Origin of the sequence: Rhizobium sp. M1, from assembly GCF_002531805.1 — a bacterium.
Lineage (GTDB): Bacteria > Pseudomonadota > Alphaproteobacteria > Rhizobiales > Rhizobiaceae > Rhizobium > Rhizobium etli_C.
The window spans coordinates 1-740 of sequence record NZ_NWSW01000116.1; the positions used below are offsets into that span (position 1 = coordinate 1).

Genomic DNA, 740 nt, shown 5'->3' on the forward strand with positions numbered 1-740 from the left:
GCATCGAGGACAAACCCAGCATGTGCCGTCCGGCTCACCCGCCAACCGACGATGCGCCGAGCGAAAGCGTCGATCACGAAGGCCACGTAAACGAAGCCTTGCCAGGTGGCGACATAGGTGAAATCCGAAACCCACAGCCTGTTGGGCGCAGGAGCCTTGAACTGTCGGTTCACGCGATCCAGTGGGCTCGGAGCCGTTTTGTCGGGAACCGTCGTGCGGATCGGCTTTCCCCGAATGATCCCTTGCAGGCTCATCGACCTCATAAGCCGAGCGACGGTGCAGCGGGCGACATCGAAGCCTTCTCGCTTCAACTGCCGCCAGACCTTCCGAACGCCATAGACGCGAAAATTCTGCTCGAAGACACGACGTATCTCGATCTTCATGGCGATGTCACGACGGGCGCGGATCGATAGGCGATCCACGTCCAGGCGTTTGGCGACGTTCTCGTAGTAGGTTGAAGGGGCAATCGGCAATAGTCTGCAGATCGGCTCGACCCCGAACATCCCGCGGTGTTCGTCGATGAACGAGATCATCGCTTGAAGGGGCGGTCGAGCTCCGCCATCGCGAAATAGGCAGACGCCTTGCGCAAGATCTCGTTGGCCTGACGAAGCTCGCGGTTCTCCCGCTCAAGAGCCTTCATCTTCTCGGCGACATCACTCGGCAGGCCTGCTCGTTTGCCGCTGTCGACCTCGGTCTTCTTCACCCATTCGTGCAGCGTAGCCGGCGAGCAGCCGATCTTG

General features: G+C 60.3%; 1 pseudogene and 1 other annotated feature. The pseudogene reads right to left on the reverse strand.

Annotated features, from left to right (window positions below):
- A pseudogene (locus tag CO655_RS33205) lies at positions 1-740 on the reverse strand (IS3 family transposase); the annotation flags it as partial.
- Positions 459-575, reverse strand: a sequence feature (AL1L pseudoknot). It overlaps the preceding pseudogene by 117 nt.